Annotated in this window: 6 protein-coding genes; 2 read left to right on the top strand and 4 right to left on the bottom strand. The window is 69.1% G+C overall.

The annotated features are described in order from the left end of the window. Positions 1 to 62 precede the first annotated feature (62 nt). The 3 genes from ACFV4G_RS12715 to ACFV4G_RS12705 all read right to left on the bottom strand — a co-directional run bounded on the left by ACFV4G_RS12715 (position 63) and on the right by ACFV4G_RS12705 (position 2,127). On the bottom strand, positions 63 to 1,208 hold the full coding sequence (locus ACFV4G_RS12715; protein WP_380439417.1) for a methyltransferase domain-containing protein: 1,146 nt from the start codon (positions 1,206 to 1,208) through the stop codon (positions 63 to 65). 29 nt (positions 1,209 to 1,237) lie between these two features. Then, positions 1,238 to 1,378 carry a hypothetical protein gene (locus ACFV4G_RS12710; protein ID WP_380439415.1) on the bottom strand — a complete coding sequence of 47 codons (141 nt, stop codon included), beginning with the start codon at positions 1,376 to 1,378 and terminating at the stop codon, positions 1,238 to 1,240. Between the two features lie 257 nt (positions 1,379 to 1,635). Then, positions 1,636 to 2,127 carry an ATP-binding protein gene (locus ACFV4G_RS12705; protein ID WP_380439413.1) on the bottom strand — a complete coding sequence of 164 codons (492 nt, stop codon included), beginning with the start codon at positions 2,125 to 2,127 and terminating at the stop codon, positions 1,636 to 1,638. Between the two features lie 174 nt (positions 2,128 to 2,301). Between ACFV4G_RS12705 and ACFV4G_RS12700 the strand changes: the two genes are divergently transcribed. Further along, positions 2,302 to 3,606 carry a hypothetical protein gene (locus ACFV4G_RS12700; protein WP_380439411.1) on the top strand — a complete coding sequence of 435 codons (1,305 nt, stop codon included), beginning with the start codon at positions 2,302 to 2,304 and terminating at the stop codon, positions 3,604 to 3,606. On the opposite strand, the gene ACFV4G_RS12695 is transcribed toward ACFV4G_RS12700, so the two are convergent. Continuing rightward, positions 3,607 to 4,140 carry an NUDIX domain-containing protein gene (locus tag ACFV4G_RS12695; RefSeq protein WP_380439409.1) on the bottom strand — a complete coding sequence of 178 codons (534 nt, stop codon included), beginning with the start codon at positions 4,138 to 4,140 and terminating at the stop codon, positions 3,607 to 3,609. Positions 4,141 to 4,730: 590 nt separating this feature from the next. Between ACFV4G_RS12695 and ACFV4G_RS12690 the strand changes: the two genes are divergently transcribed. After that, a complete protein-coding gene (locus tag ACFV4G_RS12690; RefSeq protein WP_380439450.1) occupies positions 4,731 to 5,375 on the top strand; it encodes a LysE family translocator in 645 nt (214 codons plus the stop codon). The last annotated feature ends 148 nt before the right edge of the window (positions 5,376 to 5,523 follow it).

Genomic DNA, 5,523 nt, shown 5'->3' with positions numbered 1-5,523 from the left:
CCCCGGACTTCACAAGCCCGGGGCGCGCGACGGCGCACACCCGGCCAGGGTGAGCGCCCAATTCACAGGCCATTTGTACGCACGGGATTGTCCGGCTCGTCGAGCCAGACAGCCTGTCCGTCCTTGGTCGCCGTGACACCAAAGCGGTCGGGGCCCGGCCGCCCGTGGTCGAGCCACCATCGGTGGGCGGTCTCGGTCTCATCCCACAGTCGCCGGGGACCGTGCTGCCAGACGGTGAAGCTCCGAGCGCCCTCGTTCCCGTCCCAGTCCACGGCCGCCCAGGAGCTCGCGTCGGTGGTGGCCAGCCACAGCCGGACCGCGACCCCGTCGACGTCAGGGTCGTGCTGGCGGGCGTGCCACACGTCCCCGAGCCGGGAGCCGATGGCGAACTGGGCTTCGGCGTCCTGGCCGGTCCCCGCCCAAGGGTCAAGATCGGTCACCGACTCGTCCGGCACGTGCTCGTCGCGCACCACGTCACGGAAGATCCGAAGATCGGACCGCTGGCCGCGCATCAGCATGAACGAGCCGTACGGCATGAACCTGCCTTCGGCACGGCCCTCGTGCACCGTCAACCGGAGCGTTCCCCAGCCGATCCACGGGTTCTCCCACGGCGTGAGGATGATCCCGCCGTCCCGTACCTGGTCGAGCCACGCGGTTGGCACCCGATTCACGGCGCAGGTGGAGATGAGCCGGTCGACGGGCTGAGCCGCGGGCCATCCGTCGCTGCCGTCCGCGCAGACCACCTCAGGACGGAATCCAGCCCGGCCGAGCGCCGTTCGGGCCGCCACCGTCACCTGCGCGTCTACTTCGAGCGTGGTCACGTTGGCATCCCCAAGGCGGTGCGCTAGCAGGCCGGCGTTCCAGCCGGTGCCGCTCCCGACCTCCAGCACGTTCATACCGGCACGCACATCGAGGTCTTCGAGCATGCGGACGACAACGGAGGGCATCGACGCCGACGACGACGGCCACACGTCACCGTCCCCCGGGTCGGCCCCGTCATTCACCTGCGTGACCACCGGGGCGTTCGCGTACGCCGCACGCAGCCATCCGGCGGGGTCCTCGGCCCGGCTCAGCGGCTCGTTGTCGTCGCCGACCCAGATCCGATCCGGGATGAACAGGTGACGCGGGACCGCCGCGAGCGCCCTGACCCACTCGTCCGGGATCTCTCGCCCGAGGTCATCGGCGACGAAGCGGAGCAGGCCGCGCATGGCGGCCTGCTCCTCGCACTCGGGGCGCATCACTTCTTCTCGCCGCCCTTGTGCTTCGGCTCCGGCGTCGACTGTGAGCCGTCCTTTGACGGCTTGTCCTTGCTGAAGTCCTTGTCCCCGCCGTGCTTGCCGCCGCCGGAGCTCCCGCCCTTACCGATTCCCCATCCCATCGGGTGATCCCCTTCTCTCGTTGCTGGTTCCCGGGCTTGCTCAGGCCGACAGGCCGCAGTGGGTCGGGACCATGGGCCCGGGCGGCCGCTCGGCCGGCTTCGGCTTCTCCGGCTCAGAGTTGTTCACGACGATGCTCCTTCCATCGATTCTCCGAGGTGGTGCATGGGGGGATGCCGACCGCGCCTCACGGAAGCGGCGCGACCGGCACCCATCCGCCCGTCCGGGAGTGACGACGGCCGAGCGGAGTTTTGGGGCGTCACGCCGAGCGGACGAGGCACTCGCGGGCCTGTCCTTGAGCGGCGCGCACAAGAACGGTCAAACACCGATCGTCAGTAACCAGTTGGCCAGCCGCGCACTCGAACCACACGACCTTGCCCGAACCGGCCGGGTACCAGCCCCACGAGTGCGCAAGAGCCTCGACCAGGAGCAGGCCGCGGCCAGAAGTCACCATGTCCTCAGGCGCCCCAGGCTCAGGCGTGCGAAGGCTGCTGTCCGCGACCTCCACCCGCATCCGCTCACCGGTCCACCGGACCGTAACTTTGCACCGGGCTCTGGTGTGCTCCAGCGCATTCGCGATCACCTCGCTCGCACACAGTTCCAGGTCCTGCAGCGCGTCCTCCGACATCGGAACCTGCCAGTGCCGGGCAATCGCCACGACCAGGCGCCGCGCCGGAGGCACAGCAGCCGCACCCGGCTCGACATCCCACTCCTGCGGGACCGGGAAGGACGCCGTGTCCAACGGGCTCATCGGTACGGACCACTCTTCATGTCCATCACCCCCCGAGTGCTCGGGGAACATCAGGATCGTGGGACAGCCACTGTCACAAAAAGGCCAGTGCGTGTACCCAAGGTGGGTAAACTCGCGGCCAGTTATCCCCATGTGACACTCAGCAATATCTTCCGAGCGTGGGGGGTGTCGGATGTGACCGAGTCCGCAGCTCAACCGGGGCTGCCAAGCCGTCTGCTGGTAGACCCGGAAATGATCTCTGCCTGCGCGGCCAGAGACTTCGCCCGGATCTTCCAACTCGCCAAACGCAGGGGTGGATTCCATCCATCCCGCATCGCGAGAGCGTGTGAGCTGACACCCAGCAGGGTGAGCGAGGTCATGAAGGGTAAACCGAAGATCACCAACATGGACATCATCGAGCGCATCGCGGACGGCCTCCGAATCCCGGGGCGCATGCTCGGCCTCGCCGATCGACACTGGGAACGTCCAGCAGTCCCCGCACAGCGTCGGCCCGTCGTGGCAGCGCAGCAGGCTTCGCCGGTGTTGGCGAGGACGACCAGCGACCTGGACGACACCCTTGCCATCGCGGCCGGCACCAGGGTCACGCAACCCGTCCTGCGGTCCCTCCAAGCGTCGATCGAGGACTACTGGAGGCGCGACGATGAGCACGGAGGGGAGGCTCTCCGTCCGGCCGTGATCGGGCAGCTCAACTACGTCAAGGGGATACTCCGGGACACCGAGGACCCCAACTTCCAGCGCAGCCTCCACGGCATCGCGGCCGAGCTCGCGCGCCTCACAGGATGGACGTACTTCGATGCCCGTCAACACAGTACGGCTCGGGGCTACTTCACCGAGTCACTGCGACTGGCACGAGAGATCGACGACCGGCAGTTCATCGCCAACGTGCTCGCATGCCTCAGCCTCCAGGCGACCTACCAGGACAAGGCCGAGGACGCCATCACACTCGCTCGGGCCGCCCAGGACAGCGCACGCCTCGACAGGGGGACACCCAGGCTCATGGCCATGCTCCACATGCGCGAGGCCTTCGGCCACGCCAGCGCCCACGACCAAGGCGCCACCCACGAAGCGATCCGCGAGGCGCAGCACCACTTCGGACGCATTGCCCCGACCGACGACGATCCGGCCTGGGTACAGTACTTCGACCAGACCAAGCTCACGGTGGACACCGGCATCGCACTCGGCCAACTCGGAGACGCGACCGCGGCTGAACCCCTCATCGCCGAAGCTCTCCGGACCGAGCCGACGACGAATCTGCGAGGCCGGGCATTCCACACCTTTTGGCTGGCGCGGACGCAACTCCAATGTCGCCGCGTCGAGTTGGCCTGTGCCACGGCCGGGCAGGCACTCGACCTCGCGGCCATCGTGGAGTCTCCCAGGGTGGCCGCGCACCTCCGGGAGTTCCGCCAGTTGCTCAGGCCTCACCACCGGACCCCGGCTGCTGTGGAACTGGCCGGCCGTATTGCCGAACTGGCCGGCTGATCAGAGTCCTGCCTCATCCAACAGCAGGTACAGCACGCCCACCAGTGAACCGCTGCTGACGATCTCGCGCCGGTCGATCATCCCGCGTAGTTCCGACAGGGGAATCCACTCGATCCGGTCGGACTCGTTGCGCTCGGTCGGAGGCCCCACGTACTCGACGGCGTCAGCCCGGAAGACGAAGTGCTCGGAGTCGGTGATCCCATTCGCTGGCTGGGCGTAGATCAACGGCTTGACCTCGCCAGCCCTCCAGCCTGTCTCCTCCAGCGCTTCGCGAGCCGCCGCCTCCGCAGCGGTTTCATCAGGTTCGATCAGCCCCATCGGGAGCTCCCAGGCCCAGGTGTCAGTGATGAAGCGGTGTCGCCACATCATGAGGACCTGCTTCTCACTGTTCACGATGGCGGCCACGGCAAGATGCCGCAGCTTGACCACATGGTGCTCCCACCGGTGGCCGTCAGGCTGCTCGACGTCAGCCAGCCACAGGTTCACCCATGGGTTCTCATAGATCGGACGTTCCCCGTGGATCTTCCATTGCATGACTGCGGCCCCTCTCGATGGGCCTTCAGCATGTCAGACGCACACCCGGCGCAGCCCTGTTCCGACGGATTAACGTCAAGGTGACGAAATTCCACAGCGAGCCAGACTCCATCCGCCCAGCCGGCCTCCTTCCTACGGCGCTACCGGTTGAGTGCCCCTGGGCGTCCCGGCCACCCGGCCGGAACGCCCAGGAACAAGCAACCTCCCGGGCATTTGTTGCGGGGGGGCCCGGGGGGGCCCCGGCCCCCGGGCGGGGGGGGCCGCTCGACCCGCATCCCCCGGGGGGCCCCGGGGGGCCCCCGCGGCCGCGGCCGCCCCCCGGGCCTGCGTCGCCTACCTGACGGTCCGGCTGAGCAAGGGCGCGCCCGCCCCCCCCCCCGCGCCCCCCCACGACAAACAATACACAACACCAGGGCGGGCTGTGGGGGCGGCCGCGCCGGGCGCCCCCCCCCCCCCCACCGCTGTGACCGAACTGCCCCGGATGCAGCGTTTCGACCCGGCCCAAGGTGCGCGCCGCCACCGCCTGGAGCACCGCTGGTCGGATGCCGGGTGACGTCCGGTGCGCCGCATCTGACAGGGTGGCGCGTGTGATGATCTCATCGGCGGCAGCCGGCGGAATGGCCCTGGTCGAACTGGGAATGGCGCTGACGCCGGGCCCGAACATGGTGTACCTGGTGTCCCGGAGCGTCAGCCAGGGCCGCGCGGCCGGGCTTGTCTCGCTGGTCGGGACTGCGGTTGGCTTCCTTGTGTACATGACTTTGGCCAACCTGGGGTTGGCAGTGGTCTTCGTTGCCGTCCCATGGCTGTACATCGGCTTCAAGGCCGCCGGCGCGGCCTACCTCGCCTTCCTCGCCTGGCAGACACTCAGGAAGGGAGGCCGCGGGTTGTTCGAGCCACGCGGCCTCCAGCGCGATTCGCACTGGAGGCTGCTGCGGATGGGGCTGATCACCAACCTGCTCAACCCGAAGGTCGCCATCCTGTACCTCGCGCTCATCCCGCAGTTCATCGATCCCGCTCGCGGCCACACCACGACCCAAGGGTTCGCCCTCGGCGCCATACAGATCGCGGTGGGCCTCACCGTGAACGGGCTGATCGTGCTCGCGGCCGGGTCGATCGCCGGCCTGCTCAAGAGCCGCCCGGCATGGGCCACGTGGCAGCGCCGGATCACCGGGAGCCTTCTCGGTGCCGCCGCGCTCGTCCTCGCCCGGGAGGTACCCGCCCGCGCGCGGGCCTGACCTCGGTCCACGAACCTTCCTCCCACAGCGAAGCGGGGGGGGGGGGCGGGCGGGGCGCGGGGGGGGGGGGGGGGGGGGGCGCCCGCCCCCGCGCGCCCCCCCCCGCGGGGGCCCGAGCGACACCAACCACGACGAGGGCGCGCGCGGG

Source organism: Kitasatospora sp. NPDC059747 (assembly GCF_042732955.1).
Taxonomy (GTDB): domain Bacteria; phylum Actinomycetota; class Actinomycetes; order Streptomycetales; family Streptomycetaceae; genus Kitasatospora.
The sequence above is the reverse complement of the archived record's forward strand: the minus strand, read 5'-3'. Positions and strand labels throughout refer to the sequence as shown.